Below are 22,646 nucleotides of genomic sequence, written 5' to 3'. Positions count from 1 at the left end.
TCATGATATCGAACAGACTTCCAATATTCCTTGTCGTCTTTGCGCTCGTCTTGATCGTCCTCTACTCGTCGATCTTCGTGGTCAATGCACGCGAGCAGGCAATCGTCGTTCGCTTCGGGCAGATCCAGTCTGTGAAGACAGAGCCTGGGCTCTACTTCAAGCTGCCGTTTACCTTCATGGACGCAGACCGCGTGCAAATTGTTGAGAAGCAGGCACTCCGCTTCGATCTCGATAATATCCGTGTTCAGGTGCAGGGCGGCGCGACCTTCGATGTCGACGCATTCCTTGTTTACCAGATCTCGGACCTGAGACGCTTCCGTGAGGCTGTATCCGGCGACCGGTCCGCTGCCGAAGCACGTCTTCGTGCACAGCTCGATTCATCGCTTCGCCGCGTTTACGGCCTTCGAAATTTCAACGCAGCCCTTTCCGACGAGCGCGTTGCGATGATGCTTGAAGTCCGTAACGATCTGGAGAAGGATGCAAAAGACCTAGGCATCAAGATCGACGACGTGCGTATTCGCCGGACGGATCTTTCGCCCGATGTTGCGCAGAACACCTATCGCCGGATGCGTGCAGAACGTCTTGCGGAAGCAGAGTTCATCCGCGCTGAGGGTACTGAGGATGCGCAGCGCCGGCGCGCTGTCGCGGATCGTCAGGTCGTTGAGCTGACTGCCGATGCGCAGCGCGACGCTGAGGTTCTTCGCGGCCAGGGCGACGCGGAACGCAACCGCATTTTCGCTGATGCCTACAAGCGTGACCCTGCATTCTTCGAGTTCTATCGCTCGATGAATGCCTACACGACCTCGCTCGCATCTGATAGCTCGACGTTCGTGCTGTCGCCACGCTCGGAGTTCTTCCGCTTCTTCGACAATGCGGACGGCAAGTTAGGCGCTCCGCCTTCTGTGCCTCCTGCTCCTCCGGCAGCTGGTGCTGTTCCGGCGGCACCCGTTCCTGCTCAATAATTGGCAGGTGGAAATTGGTGGGCCGGCTTTTCGAAGCCGGCCCTCTTTATTTTTAAAGACATTTATTGTGTAGCACCGTACCGCGGAAAATCGGAGGCCGCAGCCACCTTGTCGGCTCTACATGGCATGACATATGGTTAGCCATGAACGCAGTCGTATTCGCGAAAAGGTGATTTCGCCTGCAAATATTCGCTCTTATGTTTGAGCGGATGCACATACGCATAGAAGAGGAAAATTGATGGCTTTCGTAAACCGCCCGCCTTTGAGACGAACGGTTACTCTGCTTGCGGGAGCTGCTATCGCTGTCGGAGCAGGTTTATCGGTTGCGCAAGCGCAGGTTTCGCAGCCTCCGGCGGAGATGAAGGCGCAGGCACCGCAAATCCAGATAGCGCCAGGCGCACGTGCGCCCTATGGACCGGCATCTGTTGCCGATCTCGCGGAAGGTCTGCTCGATGCCGTCGTCAATATTTCTACGTCCCAGAATGTAAAGGACGACGAGGGAGCAGGGCCCGCGCCTAGAGCACCTGATGGCTCCCCCTTCCAGGAATTTTTCAACGACTTTTTCAATAAAAACAAAGGCGGCCGTGGCGGCAATCACAGCGTCAGTTCGTTGGGCTCGGGGTTTGTCATCGATCCTGCCGGCTATATTGTCACCAACAACCACGTTATCGAAGGTGCTGACGACATTGAGGTAAACTTCGCCAATGGCACCAAGCTGAAGGCAAAGCTCATCGGGACCGATACGAAAACCGACCTTTCCGTCCTTAAGGTCGAATCAAAGACGCCTTTGAAGGCCGTTAAATTCGGCGACTCCAGCAAGATGCGAATTGGCGACTGGGTTATGGCCATCGGAAATCCGTTCGGTTTCGGCGGGTCCGTGACGCTGGGCATCATTTCCGGCAGGGGACGCAACATCAATGCCGGCCCGTATGATAACTTCATTCAGACCGATGCTGCGATCAACAAAGGAAATTCAGGCGGCCCGCTGTTCAACATGGAAGGCGAGGTCATCGGGATCAATACTGCCATCATCTCTCCCTCAGGAGGCTCGATCGGCATTGGTTTTTCCGTGCCGTCAGAAATTGCAATCGGCGTTGTTGATCAATTGCGCCAATACGGTGAGACGCGGCGCGGTTGGCTCGGCGTGCGTATTCAACCCGTTACAGATGATGTTGCACAAAGTCTTGGATTAGACAGCGCTAAAGGCGCTCTCGTTGCTGGGGTCATTAAAGGCGGACCGGTTGATCACGGAGAGATCAAGGCTGGCGATATAATTCTGAAGTTCGATGGCAAGGTCGTCAACGAAATGCGCGATTTGACACGCGTTGTTGCAGAAAGCCCTGTCGGCAAAGCTGTCGATGTCGTGGTCTTGCGCGATGGAAAAGAGCAGACCGTTAAAGTCACGCTCGGACGCCTTGAGGATAATGAACAGACTGCGCAAAACACCAGCGGCGAGAAAGATGGCGGCGTCATCAATCCGGATCCTCAGGAAAACGAGGATATGGACAACCCCGACGATGCAACGCCCCAAGCCAATCCGCCGGCAGTCTCGCCCGATACCGAGCAGGCCAATCCGGACGATACCGCTCCAAAAGACATTCTCGGTCTTTCGCTATCCATGCTGGATGCCGAAACACGCAAAAGCTTCAAGATTGCCGACAGCGTCGATGGTGTTGTGGTGACCAAGGTCGCGCCTGATTCTGCCGGTGCGGAAAAAGGTCTGAAGCCCGGTGACGTGATTGTAGAGGTTGCGCAGGAATACATGAAGTCTCCCGCGACGATCGTTGCCAAGGTGAAGTCGCTGAAGCAGCAGGGCCGTCGTAACGCGCAGATGATGATCGCATCACCGAATGGCGATCTTCGCTTCATTGCCGTGCCGATGGAGTAGTCTGAGAATTGTGCTCTTTCAGCCCTGACGCGTCATTGCTTCGATTTAAGTGCATGACGCGTCAGGGCTAAGCAGTTCATTGCTCAACCAGTTTAAAGGGCTTCGCCAGTCGTTATTGATCGAGCGGTTTCAGTGAGGTGTGGGAAATTTTAGGTGGTTGTCGCCTGTTCGCACGTTGCGCGCCACCCTAATCTATCTAGCGCGTAGAGAACGCAGGGCTGTAGATGCGGCAAGCTATTGGGAACCCGTGGGTGCTTGAAGTCACGCGCCGGGTCATGGTGCATTCCAATCCGTTTCATGACCGCGGTCGATCGATGATTGGTGACGACCGCGAAGGAAACGATTTCCGGGAGGTCGAGCGTTTCAAAGCCATAGCACAGCAAAGCGCGGGCGGATTCGGTCACGTAACCCTTGCCCCAATGGCGACGCGCTAAGCGCCAACCGATCTCGACGGTTCCATCGGGCAGATATGGTTCGAGATTGGTTCGTGCCAGACCACAAAAACCGAGCGTTTCGTCGGTGTCACCAAGTGCGAGCGCATAAAAACCCAAGCCAGTTTTCTCGATCCCGAGGATGACCTCGTCCAGCAGCGTATCGGCTTCGACCCTGCTGCGGCGCTTTGGGAAAAATTCCATCACCTCCGGATCCCAATTGATCTCATGAAAGAGATCGCGATCGGCATCGCGCCAGTTTCTCAGCACCAGCCGTTCTGTCATCACGATCGCTGTCATGGGCTTACAAAGTCCGTTTTTCGATAACCCTGGATGTAAAGAAGTGCTGTGAGATCTCCATGGTCGATCCGCATTTTTGCCTCGGCCGCGACTGCAGGCTTTGCATGCAATGCGACGCCTGAACCAGCCAGGTTCAGCATGCCAAGATCGTTCGCCCCGTCGCCAACGGCGATGGCATCGTCGGGCGTGATCTCGAGCGCGGCACAAATCTGGCGCAAGGCTTCTACTTTCGCCTCACGGCCCAAGATCGGCTCGGCCACGACGCCGGTGAGCTTGCCACCTTCTTCCAGCAAAAGATTGGCTCGGTTTTCGTTGAAACCCAGCACGTTAGCGATACGGTTGGTGAAGACAGTAAATCCGCCCGAGACCAAGGCGGCATATCCTCCCTTTGCTTTCATCGTCGAAACCAGTTCATGGCCGCCTGGCGTCAACGTGATGCGTTTTGCAATGACGTCATCGACGGCGGAGAGCGGTAGACCCTTCAATAGCGCGACGCGCTCGCGCAGGGCCGGCTCGAAGGCGATCTCGCCATTCATAGCGCGGGCGGTTATGCTGGCGACCTTTTCTTTCAGTCCGACCTCGGCTGCCAGCTCGTCGATACATTCCTGGCCGATCATGGTCGAATCCATATCTGCGATCAGCACTCTTTTGCGCCGCGTCTCAGCATCCTGCACCACGAGATCGATCGGTGCGTCGGCAATTACAGCCTCTATCTTCGCCTTTGCCGTATCCGCCTCGGTGCCGTCACGAAAGACCATATCGCAGGCGATACCGTCAGCGAGCCAATAAAGACCGGCCGCATCGGCTGCCGCCGCCGCCTTTTCCGCCAGAACTTGAGTGAGAACAGGGTTTGACGGATTAGCGATAAGCGTGGCAACGAGAGCCATGACGAAAAACCTTCCAACTGCGATGAACGCAATCCTGATAACCGGGCCGACAGCCAGCGGCAAGTCCGCCCTTGCGCTCGACCTGGCCCGCCGTCACGAAGGTGTGGTGATCAATGCCGACAGCATGCAGGTTTACGATACGCTGCGCATCCTTACGGCAAGGCCTTCGCGCGCGGATATGGATGGCGTTGCGCATTTTCTTTACGGGCATGTGCCTGCCAGTGCGCCTTACTCGACCGGGTCATGGTTGCGAGATGTTGCCGACCTTCTGGCTACTTTGAAGGCCGAGGCGCGATTGCCGATCTTTGTCGGCGGTACCGGGCTTTACTTCAAGGCACTTCTGGGTGGCCTGTCAGAGATGCCACAGATACCGACAGAGCTTCGCGAGGAAATTCGTGAGCGCCTGCGACAGGAGGGTCCGGTCGCTCTGCACCGCGAGCTTTTAGACCTCGATCCTCAAAGCGCCACTGAACTTGATGCGCAGGATGGCCAAAGGATAGCGCGTGCGCTCGAAGTATTGAAGGCGACCGGGCTATCGATCCGAATGTTGCAGTCCCGCAAGGGAACGCCCCTCGTTGATCCGGATGGGTCCCGCAAGATCATTGTTCTGCCCGATCGGGACGCGTTGAAAAGGCGGATCAACAATCGTTTTGCCGAGATGATGGCTATAGGCGCGATTGAAGAGGTTCAACAGCTCCTTGCCTTGAACTTGACTTCCGACATGCCGGTGATGAAGGCGATCGGCGTAAGCGAGATTACGGCTCTGCTGGATGGTTCGTTGACTGAACGCGAGGTCATTGAAAAAGCATCGGCTGCCACCCGCCAATATGCGAAGCGTCAGATGACGTGGTTTCGAAATCAGATGGATGAAAGATGGGAGCGCTTGGACCCGTCTAGCGGCACCTAACTCATCCGTCTCGGGAAAAGCGGCTGCGAAACGCAAAGCTTGTATTGCGTGGAGAGTTCGTGGATGAAGTGGCATCCAACGGCCGGCTGGGGTCCATACGCTGCATTTCACGGCGAAGCGCATCGAGCTTTTCCTGGACCGACATGTCCGGGCGAAGGACTGGGCCTTCCAGTCTTTCCCCGTCGCTATTCGGCAGCATTTCAGCTCGGTATGGTTCCATGGCCTCGTCGGCGTATTTGGGCTCGTGGAACATGTTTTCGCGGCTCTCGTAGGTTTGTGCAACCTGTTGACTAAGCCGGTTCTGCGCGAGGTCCGAGTTCCCTACAGATCGCATTCTTGTGACAACGCGGCTGAGATCGACGGTGTCGGCCGTCTCCTGTATTTCGGGAGCGCCCGCTTGGGTCCTTGGGAGAAGTTGTGTTGACACATGCTGAAAGCGCATTCTCATCGGGACGCGAAGGGCTTCGCCGAATGCGATTGCTTCGCCATTGTCCATCGAGGAAATGAAGTTCATCGTGGAACTGGATGCTTGCGGAATTGCAGAGCGGATAATGTCCTGGTCCCTCACATTGGCGAGGCGCATTGCAAACAGTGTCGAGCATTGCGACAGGATCGTCTGGTCGAGTTCTTCTGGCCTCTGCGTCACGATACCGAGCGAAACGCCATATTTGCGGCCCTCTTTCGCAATTCGGGCGATGGCATGGCGTGTTGGGAGAAAGCCCAGGTGAGGATTCGAAGGAATATAGCGATGTGCTTCCTCGCAAAGCACCAGAAGGTGGATGCCGCCATTGCTCCAAAGCGCAATCTCGAACGCCATTCTGCATAGAACGGACGCCACAGAGTTGACGATGTCGGAAGGGATGCCGGCAAGTTGAAACACCGAAATTGGTCGCCCATCGCCCGGAATACGGAAAATGGTCGCGAGGGTTTCCATGATCGTATCGTTGATCGTGTTGCTCGAGAACATGAAGCGATGTTGCGGATCGTTCATGACGGATAGAAGCCGCATTTTCAGAGAACGAAGCATCGGCTTTTCCGACCGGCCCTCCAGACGGCCAATCCTTTCATCGAGCAACGCTAGAAGGTCAGCCATCCGGTAGGGAACGGGTGAGTCTACGGTCACCGTTCCATTTTTGTCGCCAGGTCTGCGCAGGGCATCACTGCTTGTGCGAAAGATCCGCTTTGCTTCGGGAATAAGATCGCGCAGAACATCCAGTTCATCCGGGATCGGAGGGCGCCCCCTGAACACGACTTCGGCAAACTCCTCCAGCCGCATCAACCAGAAGGGCAGGTCGAGATTATCGACATTGATGACGGCGCCATGCGAAGGGAAGGCTGCCGCAAATTCGTTATGGGGGTCCAAGATCAGAATGCGAAGTTTTGGATCGGCTTCGATAGCTTTGCGAAGCAACAATGTGACGGCGGTCGATTTGCCGACGCCAGTTGATCCAAGTACGGCGAAATGCTTCGAGAGCATCGAAGGAATGTCGATGGTCGCTTCGATACTTTCGTCCTGGCTGAGCGTTCCTATGATGGCTGTCGCTGTGTGCTGTGTATTATAGATGCATCGCAGATCGGCGGTACGGATGTGGTGGGCCACAGCGCCAAGGTGAGGGTAGCGAGCAATACCAGTGGTGAATTCGTCATGGCCACTCGGACCTCGCCGCACCTCGCCGAGCAGTTCCACCTCGATGCGGATGGTATTGTCGCTGGCTTCGCGCCAGGTCTCTTGCTCGGTCTTCATGGAATTGACGAGGGCAACGACACGGCTTTGTCCGGTGCTGATCGAGATCAGCCGGCCGACCGCCCAAAGCTCCGTCAGAGTCGTGGTCCCCGCTTCAGCCGTTGCCGAAATAATTGCACGCGCACCGTCGCATGCAACTACCCTGCCGAGAGATCGATTGCCGACAACCGATCCGTCTCTACGATCACGATCTTTGAAATCACTTGATAGGTCATTATCGGGATTGGACACACGGGCCTCCATTGTCGCGAAATTAGGATGCCAGCCCTTAAAAAACTATTCTCAAGCGGTGATATTCAGGCATCAAAAGCGCTCGCAGGGTTTTTTCTTGCCCGATGCGTTGACCTGAAGAAATTTTATGTCTATCAGTGCTTCCCATGAAGATCGCAGCAATTCTTATTGTGGTGGGAACGCGCATGGGCAGGATGGTGTAACCATCCGGCGTTAGCCACCCATGCGCGAGATAACAGGCTCCCCGGGAGCCTTTTTTTATGCCCGCAACTCAGCCCTTACCAAGTGACCAGGCCCTTCTTCAGCCAGCACGGAACAGCAGTCGAAACGGATTAGAGATATGACAGGCACGCAAACGCAAGAAGCCCAAGATAATTTGATGACCGGCGCCGAAATCGTTCTGCGCGCGCTCAAGGATAACGGCGTTGAGCATATTTTCGGTTATCCAGGCGGCGCAGTGCTTCCGATCTACGACGAGATCTTCCAGCAGGACGATGTCCAGCATATCCTGGTGCGACATGAACAGGGCGCTGGTCACGCAGCAGAAGGTTATGCGCGTTCGACAGGCAAGGTCGGCGTTATGCTGGTTACCTCAGGACCCGGCGCAACCAATGCAGTTACGCCTTTGCAAGACGCGCTGATGGATTCCATTCCCCTCGTTTGCCTGTCTGGCCAGGTTCCGACCACATTGATCGGTTCTGATGCTTTCCAGGAATGCGACACGGTTGGTATTACCCGGCCCTGCACCAAGCACAATTGGCTGGTCAAAGACGTCAACAAGCTGGCAGAAACGATCCATGAAGCCTTCCGGATCGCCCAATCCGGCAGGCCAGGGCCTGTTGTCGTCGATATTCCGAAGGACATTCAGTTCGCGACCGGCACATATGTCCCACCAGATGCTCACCGCATTCAAAAAAGCTACCAGCCACCGGTTGGAGGCGATATTCGTCAGATCCAGGCTGCCATCGAATTGATGGCCTCGGCGCGCCGTCCCGTGATCTATTCAGGCGGCGGTGTCGTCAATTCTGGTCCGGAAGCTTCGCGTCTCTTGCGTGAGCTTGTTTCGCTGACTGATTTTCCGATCACCTCGACGCTGATGGGGCTTGGTGCTTATCCTGCCTCCGGCAAAAACTGGCTGAAGATGCTGGGTATGCATGGTTCTTACGAGGCCAATATGGCGATGCATGATTGCGATGTCATGGTCTGCATCGGTGCGCGTTTCGACGACCGCATCACCGGGCGGTTGAACGCCTTTTCGCCGAATTCAAAAAAGATCCATATCGATATCGATCCTTCCTCGATCAACAAGAACGTGCATGTCGACATCGGCATCCGCGGTGATGTTGGGCATGTTCTGGAAGATATGGTTCGGTTATGGCGGGCTCTGCCCAAGAAGCCGGAGAAGGCGCAACTCGCCGATTGGTGGGCCGATATCAATCGCTGGCGCGCGCGTAATTCCTTCGCCTACACAAAATCCAATGACGTCATCATGCCGCAATATGCTCTGGAGCGCCTCTACGAGCACACCAAGGATCGCGACACCTATATTACGACGGAAGTTGGCCAACACCAGATGTGGGCTGCCCAGTTCTACGGTTTTGAACAGCCCAATCGCTGGATGACATCAGGTGGTCTCGGCACCATGGGATACGGCTTGCCAGCGGCGCTTGGCGTTCAGATCGCCCATCCGGATGCACTTGTCATCGACATTGCCGGTGATGCATCGATCCAGATGTGCATTCAGGAAATGTCGGCTGCAATTCAGTACAGCGCGCCGATCAAGATCTTCATTCTAAATAACCAGTACATGGGCATGGTTCGTCAATGGCAGCAGTTGTTGCATGGCAACCGCCTGTCGAACTCCTATACCGAAGCAATGCCCGATTTCGTCAAGCTTGCCGAAGCTTATGGCGCGGTCGGCCTGCGTTGTGAAAAACCTGGCGATCTCGACGGAGCTATCCAGGAGATGATCGAGGTCAAGAAGCCCGTCATCTTCGACTGCCGTGTCGCCAATCTTGCCAACTGCTTCCCTATGATCCCATCGGGCAAGGCTCATAACGAGATGCTTTTGCCAGACGAAGCAACCGATGAAGCAGTTGCTAATGCCATTGATGCCAAGGGCCGCCAGCTGGTTTGAGGAGAGGGGGTGAATACCCCCGTCTTTCCGACAAACCGACGCTTCGCCATCATTTACGCGCTAGGGACACACAAATCGATGAACGCACACCAGCATGCCACCGGATCGGCCTATTTCATTTCTCCGGAAACGACACCGCCCGAAAGCCATACGCTCTCTGTTTTGGTCGATAACGAACCGGGCGTTCTTGCCCGCGTGATCGGACTTTTTTCCGGTCGTGGGTATAACATCGAAAGCCTAACCGTCTCGGAGACGGAGCATCTTGCGCATCTATCACGCATAACGATTGTGACGCGCGGAACGCCCCAGGTTCTTGAGCAGATCAAGGCTCAGCTCGATCGGATCGTGCCCGTGCATCGTGTCGTTGACCTGACCGTGCGCGCCCGTCAGCTTGGTCAAGAGCGACCTATCGAGCGTGAGGTGGCGCTGATCAAGGTTGGCGGCGAGGGTGAAACGCGCGCCGAGATGCTGCGACTTGCCGATGCTTTCCAGGCAAAGGTCGTTGACGCCACCACCGAACACTTCATCTTCGAGCTCACGGGAAAGTCTTCCAAGATCGACCAGTTTGTCGCGATCTTGAAGCCGCTCGGCATCATTGAAATCTGCCGAACCGGTATTGCTGCCATGAACCGCGGCGCTCAGGGAATGTGAAGGCAAGCCGGCGCGTTTAATCCGTTTCGGCTTTATAACATCTGAAGTGAAACCTTCCTTTCGGGCGGCGGAAAGGCGGCGTCGAGCGCCGCCCAGTCCTCATCGGTGATTTCGAGCGAAACCGCTTCGCGGTTTTCTTCGACCCGATGCCGGTTCGCGGTTTTCGGGATTGCGATGACGCCATCTCGCTCCAGCACGAATGCCAAGGCGATCTGTGCAGGCGTCGCCTGATAGGCTTTGGCAATACGAATGAGCTCCGGGTGATGAAGAATGCGGCCTTGCTCAATCGGGGAGTAAGCCATCACCGGGATCTTCTTTGCTTGGCAGAAGGGTAGGAGATCGAATTCGATGCCGCGACGCGACAGGTTGTAGAGGACTTGATTGGCGGCAACGTTCTCGCCGCCAGGAAGTCTCAGCAATTCTTCCATGTCGTCGATGTCGAAATTCGAAACGCCCCAAGCGCCTATTTTTCCATCCGCTCTCAATTGCTCGAAGGCTTCTATTGTTTCCGACAGCGGGTGGTTTCCCCGCCAGTGCAGAAGATAAAGATCGAGTTGGTCGACCTGCAGGCGTTCCAGGCTTCGTTCGCAGGCTTCCATTGTGCCTTTAAGGCTTGCATTCCAGGGATAGACTTTGCTGACGAGAAACACGTCGTGACGCCGGCCTTTGATCGCCTTGGCGGTGATGCGCTCCGCGCCGCCTTCGGCATACATCTCGGCAGTATCGATCAAGGTCAAGCCAATCTCCAGACCGCGTTGGAGACTCTCGATTTCCTGGGACGATCGTGAGGCATCCTCGCCCATATTCCAGGTTCCTTGACCGAGAGCAGGGACCGCAGTGCCATTGGGAAAAGTAACGGTCGGTATGTTGTCTTCGTCCACTGTTTTGGCTCCGGTATTAGCACGTTGGGTTGCGTGGACCCTAAAATTGGCTTGAACGCTCGACTGTCAACCATTCCTGTCACCGTGACAAGAAAGGAATACAGGACGCGCATTTTGTCAGCTATTCATTTGGTCGCTGGCGATGCTCACGACTTCGAGCGCGCCATCTCCGCAGGAAGCAACCTATGTCCCTCGATACTTTTCTGGCGCTTATACTTTTTGCGTTCACCACGTCCATTACACCTGGCCCCAACAATATGATGCTATTTGCGTCTGGCGTGAATTTCGGCTTTGGCGGACCGTGCCCCATATGCTTGGCATTACCGCGGGATTCTTCGCGCTACTTTTGGCCGTCGGCTTCGGGCTCGGCGCTATTCTCCACGCAGCGCCATTTTTGTATCTCGTTCTGAAACTTGCGGGCGGCGCGTATATCATCTGGATCGCCTGGAAAATCGGTACTTCTCGTGGTCTCTCGGAAGGCCAAAGCGGCGCGCAGCCAATGACGTTTTTGTCTGCCGCAGCCTTTCAGTGGGTCAACCCAAAAGCTTGGGTCATGACCATCACGGCTATTGCCACGTATACGAGTGAGACGCTCTACGCCGTTAGCGTCATTATCGTCTGCTCCGCATTTGCGCTTGTGAACTTCCCGGCGATCTTCACATGGGTCGGCTTTGGTTCGGTTCTTCGCGATTGGCTCTCCGATCCTATCAGGCTCAAATGGTTCAATATCACCATGGCCATTTTGCTTGTAGTCAGCCTTTGGCCAATGCTGAAATAATGCGAATAGTCATGGGCCGTTGACCAGTTTCAGCACAAGTTGCTGAACATTGCCTCCTTCGCTCATTTCCGCCTGATCGAAAGCGCGGCCTTCTTCGCGCTGCCGATCTGATAGTGCCTTGAGACGTGCCTGCAGTGTCACACGCAGCTTCCGGCATGTCGGGTCGTCCTGTTCTGTGAGGCCCAGTGTTTGCGTTTCGATCGCGCGGACCATTCGGATAATGCTTTGCCCATGACTTTTCTCGTGGGTACGGATGCCCTCGATAAAGCTTTGCCAGCTGCTACGCACCGATGCGGGCAGCGGGTCTTCAGCCTTTGGCAGCGTGTAAGTGATGATAAGTTTGGGCTTTTGAACCGACAGAACACATGTATTTCCGCGAGGCTCGTATTTGCGGGTCCAGGTGAGCTTGAAGGTCGTGTGGGCAATCGCTCTGGTTTGGCCGGTCATAGGCCCTCTCTGCCCTATCGATTCATAAAGCTGAGCACCGCTGCGGCCCGAAACAGCATAGGAGCGAACTTCCTCTATCGGCTGCCATTCAGCGTAAGCGACCTTAACAAGGCAGATGCCAAAGATCGCTGTCCAGAAACCTTTCCAAACCAAATTCATAAAATACTCCGCTGCTTTACCTCGGCCATGCTCTTGGCAGATCACGATGGTCGCGTGAATAGACCCTAGCTACCGCAAAGGGTTTCGTCATTGAAATTTGCCTTGTCAGCACCGCACGAATCCTGCCATTGCCTAGACATGCAATTTGCTCCGCAGCAGGATGAAGCCCTCAAGGCCGTGTCGGCATGGTTGAAGGAGGGACGCTCGCCGGTTTTTCGCCTGTTCGGCTATGCCGGGACAGGAAAAACCACGCTTGCGCGCTATTTCGCCGAACATGTTGACGGAGAGGTTTTGTTTGCCGCCTTTACCGGTAAGGCAGCCCAGGTCCTGCGCTCGCGCGGTGCAAGCAATGCCAAGACAATACATTCGCTGATTTACCGTCCCCGCGGCGAAGAGCAGGTCGAAGACGAGGAGACCGGTAAGACTTCCATGTCTCCGATGTTTTCGATCAATCGTCAAAGCCCCGTCGCAAAGGCTGCTCTGATCGTCATAGACGAATGTTCAATGGTGGATGAGCAGCTTGGGCGTGATCTCATGAGCTTTGGGACGCCCATCCTGGTGCTGGGCGATCCAGGGCAGCTGCCGCCGGTATCGGGCGGTGGCTTTTTCACCAATCAGGAGCCCGATTACCTTTTAACGGAGATTCATCGCCAGGCACGCGATAATCCGATCATTCAGGTCGCCATGCAAGTTCGCGAAGGCAAGGAGATCATTTATGGAGATTACGGGACCGCTAAGGTCATTCCGCGATCAGAGGTGAACCAGGACCTCGTTATGCAGGCCGACCAGGTTCTCGTTGGAACCAATCGAACGCGGCGTCGCTACAATCAGCGGCTTCGCGAGTTGAAGGGGTTTAAGACAGACTATCCCCAAACAGGCGACAAGCTCGTTTGTCTGCGTAATGATCCAGCCAAGGGTCTGCTCAACGGTTCTCTCTGGCAGGTGATGACATCGTCGAAAGAGACGACAAAGCCCGGTATCAATCTTCTTATCCGGCCCGAAGATGATGACATGAATCGCGGTGCGGCAAAGATCAAATTGCTAAAACAGGCGTTTGAAGACGTCGAAGGCGACATCCCGTGGGCGACGCGAAAACGCTATGACGAGTTCGATTACGGATATGCGCTGACGGTTCATAAGGCGCAGGGTTCTCAGTGGAATGACGTGGTCTTGTTCGACGAAAGCTTTGCCTTTCGCGATACACGTGAACGGTGGCTTTACACGGCGATCACACGCGCCGCCGAGACTTTGACCATCGTTCGTTGAAGAGCTTGCTCTTTCAAGATTGAAGAGAATCTTTACTCATTTTTTGGTCCTCTGGTTTTGGGGCATCAAGCTTTCCGAAATCGATTTTGAATTTTGGAATGATGCTGTAGGAGCATTGGTCAATCTGGAAGGAGCACGCGATGCCCACAACGCTGTCTGTCAACGTCAATGCAATTGCCGGTCTTCGAAATCGCCGTGACTTGCCGTGGCCGAATGTTGAGCATTTTGGGCGCATCGCCTTAGAGGCAGGCGCACATGGGCTGACCGTGCATCCGCGGCCTGATCAAAGGCATGTTCGTTTCACCGATCTTCCCATATTGCGGGCTTTGATCGATGACGAATTCCCACAAGCCGAATTCAATATCGAAGGTTATCCTTCGGAGGACTTTCTCGTCCTGTGCGAAAAGACCGAGCCGGAGCAGGTGACGCTCGTTCCGGACGATCCTTCCCAAGCGACGTCCGACCACGGCTGGAACTTCAGGCGTGACAGGGCCCTTCTGGAAAAGGTGGTGGAGCGTCTAAAGAAGAAAGGGATGCGCGTTTCGCTTTTTGCCGATGGCGACGGCGATGCCGAAGCGGTGGCTATCGCTAGACAGGTTGGGGCGGACCGCATCGAGCTTTACACGGGACCTTATGGCGGTTGTTTCGATCAGCCTGAGAAAGCGGCTGAGATTGTTGAGATGCTTGGCAGAACCGCCGATGCAGCCATGGAACACGGCCTTCAGGTCAACGCCGGCCATGATCTTACCGTTGCCAATCTGCCAGCTTTGATACGCCGCATTCCGGCGCTCGCCGAAGTTTCCATCGGTCACGCATTAACAGCCGATGCCCTTGAACATGGGATGGCGGAAACGGTGAAGCGCTTCCTGCGGGCCTGCGGCCAGAAGGCTTGAAGCTGTCGTCCAGCACGATAACCGAAATGCCGTGCTTTTCGTCTGAGTTGGAATAGGAAAACAAAGGCCCCAGGCATTGGCGCGCTGTGGCCCCTTGAGATTCACTCGCCCCTGAGAGCCGCGCGGCGGCTAATCATGAAGTCCTTCAGCGATTGTGGCTGCTGGCCGGTCAGGATTTCGAAGTCGTTGGTGACGAAATCAAAGTTTCCAGCGCGGATATTGGCGTCGGCCGACACCAGCATTTTCACCACGAAGTCCGGCAGGCCGGCCGATGCGATGCCCGCAGCGAGTTGGTCGTCGCTGACATTTATCGCTTCCAAAGGTTTTCCGGCAGATTCGCTGATTGTCGCTGCAATCTGTGGCGCTGTGAGTGCCTGGCTTCCGGTCAGTGTAAACGTTGTGCTTTCCGTTCTTCCGGATGCAAGTGCAGCAGCAATGGCTCTTGCACAATCATCGCGAGCAATGGTCGCAACACGACCTTCGCCTGAGCTTGTGTACCATTTGCCTGCCTGCAGATTATGCGGCATGCTCATCAGATAGTTGTCGTGGTACCAAGCGTTGCGGATAATCGTGTAAGGCAGACCGCTTTTTTGGATGAGGTGTTCTGTTCCGAGATGATCCGGTGCAAAAGTCACCACGGACTTGTCTGGCTTTGGCATGGATGTGTAAGCGATGTGACCGATGCCAGCAGCGACGGCAGCTTCGACGGCAGTCTTGTGTTGCTGCAAGCGCTGGCCAGGAACTGCCAAGGCGTCGGTGCTGATAATCAGGACGCGGTCTGCGCCTTTAAATGCCTCGATGAGGCTCGCCGCATCATCAAAGTCGCCTTTCTTCGTCTGAATTCCTTTTGCCGCGAGATGCGCAAGCTTGGCCGGATCTCGAGAAACGGCAATAAGCCGCGACGGCTCTACGCCGTTGCTCTCCAAAAGATGATGGATCACAGCTTGCCCGAGCTGGCCGGCTGCGCCGGTAACCAGAATATTTTCGGCCATTGTCAAAACTCCATTGTGCCCGTAATTCTGAGGTCTCAAAAAGAGACTAGCACTACGATAGGATTGTTGAACCTGCTGTAAAGAAGGCAGGTTTTTGAACCATAGTTACCGAAAGGGAACCGGGATGAGCAGCGCCGTCATCAGCCTGAAGAAGATTGAGGATAATAATCTGCCGCGCGTCGTAGATCTCTCGACACTCGATCCCGCAAATTGCCCTGTGCGTGACGTCCTCCAGCAGATCGGTGGAAAGTGGGCTCCTTTGATGCTCGATGCGCTGGCGCAAAAGCCCTACCGTTTCGGCGAGTTGCGTCGTGCGATTCCAGATATCTCACAGCGTATGCTGACGCAGACCCTGCGAGATCTCCAGCGCGAAGGCTATATCGACAGGCAGGTATTTCCCACCAATCCACCGAGTGTCGAGTATCGGCTGACCGAACTTGGCCGTTCGCTTTACGCGACTTTGGCGCTTCTTTTGAACTGGGCGGAAGCCAATCAGAGCGCCGTGCGTGCTGCGCGTTATCGCTTTGACGCGCAGGCGTAAGGTCCTGACCTCTCGCAGTCTTCTTTGTTAGCTGCTTTTGCGCTCCGTGAGGAAGAAGAGAAACGCGCAGCTTGGCAGCGCGAGGCCGACAAGGCTGGTCAACCACCATCCGCCCGTTGCAAAGGCCCATCCTCCGACGGCCGAGCCAAGAGCTCCGAAGATGAAAAAGGCCGTCATGTAAAGACCATTCAGGCGGCTTCGATGTTCGGCGCTTATCGCGTAGACTGCGCGTTGCCCGCTTACCATCGTCGAGGTAACGCCGAAGTCCAGCAGGATGGCAGCGAGCGTTAGGATCGCAAGGCTGAAGGCTGAACCATCCGGCAGAAAATGTGCCATCAGAAAAGCGAGAATGGCAAACAGCATTCCCATTGCCGTGGCTGCTTTCGAAAGTCCCTTGTCCGCAAGACGCCCGACGATCGGCGACGCGACGGCACCTGCTGCTCCGGCAAGAGCAAACAGAGCAATTCCATTTTGCGTTAGTCCGAAAGGCTGGCCTGCCAGGAGAAGCGGCGTGGTCGTCCAGAACAGACTGAAAGCGCCGAACATGCCGCACTGGTAAAGCGCTCGACGCTGCAGGACAGGCTCAGTGAGAGCAAGTTTTACCATCGAGGCGAGCAGTGCTCCATATCCAAGCCGTGTATGAGGCGTTCTGTCTGGCAGCGTAAGACGCAAGACGATCGAAAGCGTCAGCATGAGAGCCGCGGACGTGAAGTAGACGACATGCCACGAGGTTGCTTCGGCAAGAAAGCTCGCGGCAGGACGCGCCAACATGATGCCTGTCAACAGACCGCTCATCACGTTACCCACAACGCGTCCCCGAGTTTCGTGAGAGGCCATATGCGCAGCGAATGGAACGAGCACCTGCACGGCAACTGAGGCTCCGCCAATGAGAAGGGAGGCCAGCAGGAAGAGGGCTGGCGTGGCGGAAAAGCCAGCCGCTAACAATGCCAATGCTGCCAAGATCACCAACCCCAACACGAGCCGGCGATTCTCGATCAAGTCTCCGAGTGGCACGATGAAGAAGAGGCCCAACCCGTAGCCGATCTGTGTAGATGTGACGATCAATCCGGTCATGGCGGACGGAAAGCCAAGGCTACGCGCGATCGGACCCGCCAGCGGCTGACCGTAATAGATGTTCGCAACCACAAGGCCACAAGCCGCCGCAAAAAGAAACGTCATCGCAGGCGAGATTGCCTTCTCAGCACTATCTGCCGTTATGGGAAGGGACATCGGAACTCCGATCATAGAAAGCGAGAGCACATCTGATTTGCCAGTCAGATCGCTCAACTCAACAGTTTCATTGCCATCGTGACGACAGCGTTCATCTCAGTGTGTGTGCGCCCGGTTTTTCCCACAACGCGCATCCCTTTGGTCAGGCACAAAAGGGAACAAGCGAGCGCTTCCGGCTCCGAGTCAGGCGCAATCGAACCGTCACTTTGCCCAATCCGAATAAGTTCTTCCAGTTCCGCCTCATCTCGCTCAAAAGAAGAGCGGATCCTGTCTGCAAGATCTTGATCGAAGAGCGCGATTTCAGTTGCCGCGCCGACCACGATGCATCCGAGGCGACCGGTTTCGCCCCAAGCGGATGACGCGAAAAAGGCGAGCAGGCGCTCTAACTTATCACGTCCCGTCGCACCCTTTGCAATTTCATCCGACCGTTGCCGCCTTCTGACTGAAAGATAGCGATCAATGGCTGCAAGGTAGACCCCGCGCTTATCGCCAAAGGCTTTATAAAGGCTTCCAGACGTTAATTTCATTGCAAGGCCCAACTCGTGTATCGAAGCGGCCTGGTAGCCTCGCTCAGAGAAAACAACCAATGCGCTGTCGAGCGCCTGATCGGCTTCAAATTCGCGCGGCCGGCCCGGCGGCCGTTCCGCGATTCGTTTTTCGGGATGCAAGTTCAACATCTCGCATGATTAGGAAATGATCGTTTCCTAATCAATCTCCATTTCCGCAGGGGAGTTATGTGTTGGACGGGCAGCAGCATCGATTAAATTACGAGCTCGTAAAGCTGATGCTTTTCGCAGATCGGATGATAGAGTGAGGTTTATTCCAGGGAGGCCTTATGGAAAACAGCGATCAAGATGTCGGCGCGAGTGAGGTCTCCGATGCCTCGGCCGTAAGCCATGAAGTCGATCTGATCATTTCCTCCGCAGGCGACTGGCGGGGAGCAATCCTGGCGCAGTTGCGCAGGCTGATTCATGAGGCCGATCCCGATGTTGTCGAGGAGATCAAATGGCGCAAGCCATCCAACCCGGCGGGCGTTCCCGTTTGGTCGCATGATGGGATTATATGCACCGGTGAGTTCTATCGGGACAAAGTCAAACTTACCTTTGCCTATGGCGCGCTGCTAGAGGATCCGGCGCGCCTTTTCAATTCCAGCCTCGATGGTAAAATGCGCAGAGCTATTGATCTTCGGGAAGACGAGGCGATTGACGCGACCGCATTTAAAGCGTTGATCCGCTCTGCGATCACGCGCAACACCAAGGCATAATGATTGACATTGCGTTGAACGCACAGGCATCGAGCGCACGATGAGGTTGGGCAGGTTTACGCTCAAGGCCCGTATCACCGCGCTTTAAGGTAAGGTTCGCAGTGCGAAGCAGCAGACTTTACGCTGCGCGTGAAGCGGGGGCCACTTTGCGCAAGGAGAAGGAAACGGCAGCCTCTGCGTGGATTTCTGTCGAGTCGAAGCCTGGCAAAGGAAGCTTTTTGGGATCGAGGATCAAGCAAATCTCCGTGCATCCCAGGATCACGCTATCAGCCCCTTTCGTCTTTTCCTTTTCGATCATCGACATGAGGGCAGCACGCGAGTGGTCCAGCACTTTGCCGGCGCAGAGTTCGTCAAAGATCACGTTATGGACGATCGTCCGGTCGCCTTCGTCGGGAACCATCACGTCAAGCCCTTGCTGCTTCATCCGCTCGGCATAAAAGCCGTGTTCCATCGTATAACGCGTTGCAAGCAGTAATGGACGGCGCCGACCGGCCGCTTTCAAGGCAGTCGCTGTTTCATCGACTATATGAACAAGAGGAATAGAAATTTCGCGAGCGACCGCATCGGCGACAAGATGCATGGTGTTTGTGCATATTAAGATACAGCTTGCACCGGCTGCCTCCAACCCTTTTGCCGCTTTGGCTAGCCGATGTGCAGCACCATTCCAATCACCTGCCTTTTGCAAAGCAACGATCTCAGCGAAGTTGACCGAATGCATTAAAAGCTCTGCCGAAGCGAGCCCTCCCAGTTTCGATCGGACCATTTCGTTGATCCGGCGATAATAGACCGCTGAACTTTCAAAGCTCATTCCGCCGATCAACCCGATAGCCTGCATGTCGATGTGCTCCCAAGATGCGTGTCGATTGCCGCTATCATCGCGTCAAAAAGACGAAAATAAACCGCGAATTTTTTGCGAATTTTCCAAGACGACGCTGCAAAATCTGCGTATCTTGACTATGACCTGCAAAAAAACAGCGTGATATGCATGATGATCGACGATCGAGACCGAAAAATTCTTGAGCTTATGCAAATTGATGCGCGAATCTCGGTCAGCGAGCTGGCTAACCGCGTCTCCCTGTCGATCTCAGCCTGTTCGCGGCGCATTCAGAAATTGGAGGAGGCTGGTTATATCTCGCGGCATGTCGCTGTACTTGATCGCGAAAAGATGGGCGTGCCTACTACCGTGTATGCGCTCGTTAAAACGGCGCACCACTCCGACGAATGGCTGGACCAGTTTCGCAAGGCGATCGGCGATTTGCCTGAAATTGTTGAGGCGCATCGGCTCACGGGACATTATGATTATATCCTGAAAATCGTGCTTCCACGCGTCGAGCATTACGATGTCATCTACAAACAGATCGTTCGTAAGGTCGAGCTCTTTGACATGTCGGCCGCCATTTCCATGGAATTGATGAAGGGCGGGACGTCCATACCGCTCGGTTATGCGCGTTAGCCGTTTTTTTGAACTGTCCATGAAAAAGTTTAAGCCGGAATACTGATTGATAGCGTGCTCTAACCGAGCGTTCGTTATTATCCGAACTCGGCTTTTGCCTTGCTGCAGAAGTGTATTGCACCATTTCCCATATGGATAATGGAAAGGACACCGATGACCGAACATCACATTGTTGTCGTGGGCGGGGGGTTCGGAGGAATACAGCTCGTCAACGACTTGCGGGGCAAGAACACCAGCATCACCTTAATCGACCGCAAAAATCATCATCTCTTTCAGCCGCTTCTTTATCAGGTAGCGACTACCATTTTGGCGACATCTGAGATCGCTTGGCCCATCCGCCATCTTTATGCTGATCGTAAAGAGGTCACGACGCTCCTCAGCGAGGTTATCGGTGTAGACCCTGCCCTAAAACAGGTTTTACTGAATGACGGCAAGGCCGTCATATACGACACGCTCGTTCTGGCAACCGGCGCGACCCACGCCTATTTCGGTCATGACGAATGGGAACCGTTTGCGCCCGGGCTAAAGACACTCGAAGATGCAACGACCATTCGTCGACGTATTCTTCTTGCCTTTGAAAGAGCCGAGCTAGAAACCGATCCGGCCAGGCGTCAAGCCCTTTTGACCTTCACGGTTATCGGGGCAGGACCGACTGGCGTCGAACTTGCCGGCATCATTGCAGAATTGGCGAGGAAATCTCTGCCGCAGGAGTTTCGCAATATCGATACACGGCAGGCGCGGATCCTACTGGTTGAGGCTGGACCACGTGTTCTGGCAAGCTTTGTCGAAGAACTTTCAGACTATGCGCGCCATGCACTGGAGCGGCTTGGCGTCGAGGTTCGGCTGGGGAAAGCCGTTACGCGTTGCGACGCTGATGGCGTGACCATCGGCGATGAGCATGTGCCTTGCCAGACGATCGTGTGGGCAGCGGGCGTGCAAGCTTCGCCTGCGGCGAAATGGCTGGACGCGCCAAGTGACCGCGCCGGTCGCGTGATTGTTGAGCCTGACCTCACCGTTCCTGGCTTTCCAGATGTTTTCGTCATCGGCGATACCGCTTCGGTACGGTGGGAGGAGGATAAGCCTGTCCCCGGCATTGCGCCGGCTGCCAAGCAGCAGGGTAGTTATGTCGCGCGGGTGATCAGCGCCCGGCTGGCCGGCAAAACGCCGCCGCCTGCATTTCGCTATCGCCACCAGGGAAGCTTGGCGACGATTGGCCATCGCTCCGCTATTTGCGACTTCGGAAGTGTCAAGTTGAAGGGACCGCTGGCATGGTGGATTTGGGGACTGGCCCATATCTACTTTTTGATTGGAGCGCGTTCGCGCTTTGCGGTCGCCTGGAGTTGGCTGTGGATATATCTCAGCGGCCTCCATAGCTCTCGCCTTATCACGCAGCGGGAATCGCATCAGCGGAATGTCGCGGAGAAAGCCTCCAAACCTATAAACGGCCCGGTGGGAGCTTCCTCGCCCCCACCGGACGCGACATCAAGCGAGTGAAGCCATGTCGATGACGAAGCGGTAGCGCACGTCGCTCTTCAGCACGCGTTCATAGGCTTCGTTGATCTGCGAGACAGGAATGGTTTCAACCTGCGCAACGATATTGTGCTTGCCGCAGAAGTCGAGCATCTCCTGGGTTTCCTTGATCGAGCCGATCATGGAGCCTGCGAGTGTGCGACGTCCGGGAATGAGCGAGAAGGCGTGGACGGGAACCGGATGTTCCGGTGCGCCGACCAGGACCATCGTGCCATCGACTTTCAACAGGCTGAGATAGGCGTTCCAATCGATCGCCGTCGCTACGGTGCAGATAATCAGATCGAAGGTGCCGGCAAGCTTTTCGAACGTCGATTGATCGCTCGTCGCATAATAGTGCTTCGCGCCGAACTTCAGACCGTCTTCCTGCTTCGAAAGAGTTTGCGACAGGACGGTAACTTCCGCGCCCATGGCTGCGCCGATCTGAACGCCCATATGGCCGAGACCACCCATGCCGACAATCGCGACCTTCTTACCCGGGCCGGCCTTCCAATGAGCCAGCGGCGAGTAGAGCGTAATGCCTGCGCAGAGCAGGGGAGCGCCGGCATCTAAGGGAATGTTCTCCGGGAAGGACAGAACATAGCCTTCCTTCACAACGATCGAGTCAGAATACCCGCCAAAGGTTGGCGTCTTTCCATCGGCTTCGACATCGTTATAGGTCTGAACGAGGCCAGGCATGTATTGTTCGACATCGAGGTCACGCGAAGCGCAAGTCGTACAGGAATCGACAAAGCAGCCGACGCCGACATGATCGCCAACTTTGAACTTTGTAACCTTGCTGCCAACCGCGGTGACAACGCCGGCAACCTCATGGCCGGGAACCATCGGGAAGCGCGAATTGCCCCATTCGTTACGGGCCTGATGGATATCCGAGTGGCAGATTCCGCAATATTTGATTGAGATCACAACGTCGTCGTCATTGGGATCGCGACGCTCGAAAGTAAAGGGAGCTAGGGGTTGCGACGCATCGGTCGCTGCATAGCCTTTTGCAATGGGCATCTAGAATGTCCTTCTGTTCATTGTGAGAGCGACGCTCATTGATGCCTTAAAACTTGTCTGAGGCGTTACGGCAATTCT

General features: G+C 55.3%; 20 protein-coding genes and 2 pseudogenes. 12 read left to right on the top strand and 10 right to left on the bottom strand.

Going from position 1 to position 22,646, the window contains the following annotated elements; translation table 11 throughout:
• Positions 1-2: 2 nt before the first annotated feature.
• Positions 3-962: a protease modulator HflC gene (hflC, locus tag VQ830_RS04925; protein WP_337266952.1), complete on the top strand. Its 960-nt coding sequence runs from the start codon at positions 3-5 to the stop codon at positions 960-962.
• Positions 963-1,200: 238 nt separating this feature from the next.
• Positions 1,201-2,850 carry a DegQ family serine endoprotease gene (locus tag VQ830_RS04920; protein WP_337266951.1) on the top strand — a complete coding sequence of 550 codons (1,650 nt, stop codon included), beginning with the start codon at positions 1,201-1,203 and terminating at the stop codon, positions 2,848-2,850.
• 149 nt (positions 2,851-2,999) lie between these two features.
• Here VQ830_RS04920 and VQ830_RS04915 read toward each other — a convergent pair whose 3' ends face one another.
• Both VQ830_RS04915 and serB read right to left on the bottom strand, forming a co-directional pair.
• On the bottom strand, positions 3,000-3,581 hold the full coding sequence (locus tag VQ830_RS04915) for a GNAT family N-acetyltransferase (RefSeq protein WP_337266950.1): 582 nt from the start codon (positions 3,579-3,581) through the stop codon (positions 3,000-3,002).
• Positions 3,578-4,468: a phosphoserine phosphatase SerB gene (serB, locus tag VQ830_RS04910; protein ID WP_337266949.1), complete on the bottom strand. Its 891-nt coding sequence runs from the start codon at positions 4,466-4,468 to the stop codon at positions 3,578-3,580. Before serB ends, VQ830_RS04915 begins: the two co-directional genes overlap by 4 nt.
• Here serB and miaA point away from each other — a divergent pair.
• Positions 4,467-5,375: a tRNA (adenosine(37)-N6)-dimethylallyltransferase MiaA gene (gene miaA / locus VQ830_RS04905; protein WP_337266948.1), complete on the top strand. Its 909-nt coding sequence runs from the start codon at positions 4,467-4,469 to the stop codon at positions 5,373-5,375. The two genes, serB and miaA, sit on opposite strands and share 2 nt — an antisense overlap.
• Before the next feature lies 1 nt (position 5,376).
• Here miaA and VQ830_RS04900 read toward each other — a convergent pair whose 3' ends face one another.
• Complete coding sequence (locus VQ830_RS04900; RefSeq protein WP_337266947.1) at positions 5,377-7,350, bottom strand: ATP-binding protein; 1,974 nt, start codon at positions 7,348-7,350, stop codon at positions 5,377-5,379.
• Positions 7,351-7,690: 340 nt separating this feature from the next.
• Between VQ830_RS04900 and VQ830_RS04895 the strand changes: the two genes are divergently transcribed.
• A complete protein-coding gene (locus VQ830_RS04895; protein ID WP_337266946.1) occupies positions 7,691-9,487 on the top strand; it encodes an acetolactate synthase 3 large subunit in 1,797 nt (598 codons plus the stop codon).
• 78 nt (positions 9,488-9,565) lie between these two features.
• On the top strand, positions 9,566-10,138 hold the full coding sequence (ilvN, locus tag VQ830_RS04890; protein ID WP_337267131.1) for an acetolactate synthase small subunit: 573 nt from the start codon (positions 9,566-9,568) through the stop codon (positions 10,136-10,138).
• A gap of 32 nt (positions 10,139-10,170) precedes the next feature.
• Here the strand turns inward: ilvN and VQ830_RS04885 are convergent, their stop codons facing one another.
• Positions 10,171-11,019: an aldo/keto reductase gene (locus tag VQ830_RS04885; RefSeq protein WP_337266945.1), complete on the bottom strand. Its 849-nt coding sequence runs from the start codon at positions 11,017-11,019 to the stop codon at positions 10,171-10,173.
• A gap of 185 nt (positions 11,020-11,204) precedes the next feature.
• On the opposite strand from VQ830_RS04885, the pseudogene VQ830_RS04880 reads away from it, so the two are divergent.
• A pseudogene (locus VQ830_RS04880) lies at positions 11,205-11,797 on the top strand (LysE family translocator).
• Positions 11,798-11,806: 9 nt separating this feature from the next.
• Here the strand turns inward: VQ830_RS04880 and VQ830_RS04875 are convergent.
• Complete coding sequence (locus tag VQ830_RS04875; RefSeq protein WP_337266944.1) at positions 11,807-12,403, bottom strand: DUF922 domain-containing Zn-dependent protease; 597 nt, start codon at positions 12,401-12,403, stop codon at positions 11,807-11,809.
• 138 nt (positions 12,404-12,541) lie between these two features.
• Here VQ830_RS04875 and VQ830_RS04870 point away from each other — a divergent pair, with 138 nt between their 5' ends.
• Both VQ830_RS04870 and VQ830_RS04865 read left to right on the top strand, forming a co-directional pair.
• Positions 12,542-13,669 (top strand): ATP-dependent DNA helicase, encoded by a 1,128-nt coding sequence (locus tag VQ830_RS04870; protein ID WP_337266943.1) that lies wholly within the window; start codon positions 12,542-12,544, stop codon positions 13,667-13,669.
• Positions 13,670-13,809: 140 nt separating this feature from the next.
• Positions 13,810-14,562, top strand: a complete 753-nt coding sequence (locus VQ830_RS04865) for a pyridoxine 5'-phosphate synthase (protein ID WP_337266942.1) — start codon at positions 13,810-13,812, stop codon at positions 14,560-14,562.
• A 101-nt stretch (positions 14,563-14,663) separates the two neighbouring features.
• Here VQ830_RS04865 and VQ830_RS04860 read toward each other — a convergent pair whose 3' ends face one another.
• Positions 14,664-15,554: an SDR family oxidoreductase gene (locus VQ830_RS04860; RefSeq protein WP_337266941.1), complete on the bottom strand. Its 891-nt coding sequence runs from the start codon at positions 15,552-15,554 to the stop codon at positions 14,664-14,666.
• Positions 15,555-15,678: 124 nt separating this feature from the next.
• On the opposite strand from VQ830_RS04860, the gene VQ830_RS04855 reads away from it, so the two are divergent.
• Positions 15,679-16,095: a winged helix-turn-helix transcriptional regulator gene (locus VQ830_RS04855; protein WP_337266940.1), complete on the top strand. Its 417-nt coding sequence runs from the start codon at positions 15,679-15,681 to the stop codon at positions 16,093-16,095.
• A gap of 27 nt (positions 16,096-16,122) precedes the next feature.
• Here the strand turns inward: VQ830_RS04855 and VQ830_RS04850 are convergent, their stop codons facing one another.
• Positions 16,123-17,325: an MFS transporter gene (locus tag VQ830_RS04850; RefSeq protein ID WP_337266939.1), complete on the bottom strand. Its 1,203-nt coding sequence runs from the start codon at positions 17,323-17,325 to the stop codon at positions 16,123-16,125.
• A 53-nt stretch (positions 17,326-17,378) separates the two neighbouring features.
• Positions 17,379-17,993, bottom strand: coding sequence for a TetR/AcrR family transcriptional regulator (locus VQ830_RS04845; RefSeq protein ID WP_337266938.1), 615 nt, complete (start codon positions 17,991-17,993; stop codon positions 17,379-17,381).
• Positions 17,994-18,160: 167 nt separating this feature from the next.
• On the opposite strand from VQ830_RS04845, the gene VQ830_RS04840 reads away from it, so the two are divergent.
• On the top strand, positions 18,161-18,589 hold the full coding sequence (locus tag VQ830_RS04840) for a DUF1801 domain-containing protein (RefSeq protein ID WP_337266937.1): 429 nt from the start codon (positions 18,161-18,163) through the stop codon (positions 18,587-18,589).
• 118 nt (positions 18,590-18,707) lie between these two features.
• On the opposite strand, the gene VQ830_RS04835 is transcribed toward VQ830_RS04840, so the two are convergent.
• Positions 18,708-19,424, bottom strand: a complete 717-nt coding sequence (locus VQ830_RS04835; protein WP_337266936.1) for an aspartate/glutamate racemase family protein — start codon at positions 19,422-19,424, stop codon at positions 18,708-18,710.
• A 153-nt stretch (positions 19,425-19,577) separates the two neighbouring features.
• Between VQ830_RS04835 and VQ830_RS04830 the strand changes: the two genes are divergently transcribed.
• The gene (locus tag VQ830_RS04830; protein ID WP_337266935.1) at positions 19,578-20,042 is read left to right on the top strand and encodes an Lrp/AsnC family transcriptional regulator; all 465 of its coding nucleotides are present in this window, start codon (positions 19,578-19,580) and stop codon (positions 20,040-20,042) included.
• A gap of 153 nt (positions 20,043-20,195) precedes the next feature.
• Positions 20,196-21,443: pseudogene (locus tag VQ830_RS04825) on the top strand (NAD(P)/FAD-dependent oxidoreductase); the annotation flags it as partial.
• Positions 21,444-21,524: 81 nt separating this feature from the next.
• Here VQ830_RS04825 and VQ830_RS04820 read toward each other — a convergent pair.
• Positions 21,525-22,568, bottom strand: a complete 1,044-nt coding sequence (locus VQ830_RS04820) for an NAD(P)-dependent alcohol dehydrogenase (protein ID WP_337266934.1) — start codon at positions 22,566-22,568, stop codon at positions 21,525-21,527.
• Positions 22,569-22,646 lie beyond the last annotated feature (78 nt).

The organism is Oryzifoliimicrobium ureilyticum, from assembly GCF_037199735.1.
GTDB classification, from domain to species: Bacteria; Pseudomonadota; Alphaproteobacteria; order Rhizobiales; family Rhizobiaceae; genus Rhizobium; species Rhizobium ureilyticus.
This window is presented reverse-complemented; position numbering and strand designations above follow the sequence as displayed.

What these genes read in the sequence shown, in the direction of transcription:
- VQ830_RS04915 (WP_337266950.1), bottom strand. Translation starts at nt 3,581, where the DNA reads ATGACAGCGATCGTGATGACAGAACGGCTGGTGCTGAGAAACTGGCGC.
- VQ830_RS04875 (WP_337266944.1), bottom strand. Translation starts at nt 12,403, where the DNA reads ATGAATTTGGTTTGGAAAGGTTTCTGGACAGCGATCTTTGGCATCTGC.
- VQ830_RS04835 (WP_337266936.1), bottom strand. Translation starts at nt 19,424, where the DNA reads ATGCAGGCTATCGGGTTGATCGGCGGAATGAGCTTTGAAAGTTCAGCG.
- VQ830_RS04830 (WP_337266935.1), top strand. Translation starts at nt 19,578, where the DNA reads ATGATCGACGATCGAGACCGAAAAATTCTTGAGCTTATGCAAATTGAT.
- hflC (WP_337266952.1), top strand. Translation starts at nt 3, where the DNA reads ATGATATCGAACAGACTTCCAATATTCCTTGTCGTCTTTGCGCTCGTC.
- VQ830_RS04850 (WP_337266939.1), bottom strand. Translation starts at nt 17,325, where the DNA reads ATGTCCCTTCCCATAACGGCAGATAGTGCTGAGAAGGCAATCTCGCCT.
- VQ830_RS04855 (WP_337266940.1), top strand. Translation starts at nt 15,679, where the DNA reads ATGAGCAGCGCCGTCATCAGCCTGAAGAAGATTGAGGATAATAATCTG.
- serB (WP_337266949.1), bottom strand. Translation starts at nt 4,468, where the DNA reads ATGGCTCTCGTTGCCACGCTTATCGCTAATCCGTCAAACCCTGTTCTC.
- VQ830_RS04840 (WP_337266937.1), top strand. Translation starts at nt 18,161, where the DNA reads ATGGAAAACAGCGATCAAGATGTCGGCGCGAGTGAGGTCTCCGATGCC.
- VQ830_RS04820 (WP_337266934.1), bottom strand. Translation starts at nt 22,568, where the DNA reads ATGCCCATTGCAAAAGGCTATGCAGCGACCGATGCGTCGCAACCCCTA.
- VQ830_RS04870 (WP_337266943.1), top strand. Translation starts at nt 12,542, where the DNA reads ATGCAATTTGCTCCGCAGCAGGATGAAGCCCTCAAGGCCGTGTCGGCA.
- miaA (WP_337266948.1), top strand. Translation starts at nt 4,467, where the DNA reads ATGACGAAAAACCTTCCAACTGCGATGAACGCAATCCTGATAACCGGG.
- VQ830_RS04865 (WP_337266942.1), top strand. Translation starts at nt 13,810, where the DNA reads ATGCCCACAACGCTGTCTGTCAACGTCAATGCAATTGCCGGTCTTCGA.
- VQ830_RS04895 (WP_337266946.1), top strand. Translation starts at nt 7,691, where the DNA reads ATGACAGGCACGCAAACGCAAGAAGCCCAAGATAATTTGATGACCGGC.
- ilvN (WP_337267131.1), top strand. Translation starts at nt 9,566, where the DNA reads ATGAACGCACACCAGCATGCCACCGGATCGGCCTATTTCATTTCTCCG.
- VQ830_RS04920 (WP_337266951.1), top strand. Translation starts at nt 1,201, where the DNA reads ATGGCTTTCGTAAACCGCCCGCCTTTGAGACGAACGGTTACTCTGCTT.
- VQ830_RS04860 (WP_337266941.1), bottom strand. Translation starts at nt 15,554, where the DNA reads ATGGCCGAAAATATTCTGGTTACCGGCGCAGCCGGCCAGCTCGGGCAA.